The sequence below is a fragment of the Vibrio sp. S457-15 genome (genome assembly GCF_000960545.1).
GTDB lineage: Bacteria > Pseudomonadota > Gammaproteobacteria > Enterobacterales > Vibrionaceae > Vibrio > Vibrio parahaemolyticus.
In genome coordinates this window covers 1-278 of record NZ_JYOQ01000144.1, presented here as the reverse complement: position 1 = coordinate 278, position 278 = coordinate 1, and the positions used below count along the sequence as shown (strand labels likewise).

1 rRNA gene is annotated in these 278 nt (G+C 41.0%); it reads left to right on the top strand.

Annotated elements, in window-relative coordinates:
- Positions 1 to 87 (top strand): 16S ribosomal RNA (locus UF05_RS16545); the annotation flags it as partial.
- Between the last annotated feature and the right edge of the window lie 191 nt (positions 88 to 278).

Here is a 278-nt window from a genome sequence, read left to right as displayed (position 1 = left end):
GGGACGCTTACCACTTTGTGGTTCATGACTGGGGTGAAGTCGTAACAAGGTAGCGCTAGGGGAACCTGGCGCTGGATCACCTCCTTAAACGATGATTACTCACGATGAGTGTCCACACAGATTGATAGTTCACAAGCGCAAGCTTGTAGCTAACATAGCTCTTTAACAATTTGGAAAGCTGACAAAACAACAATTTATTGTTGTTTGTAAAGTTCTCAATGTTTGTCTTTAAGACAAACACCAAAATAACACATTCAAGTGTTCTTGGAATTTGAGTC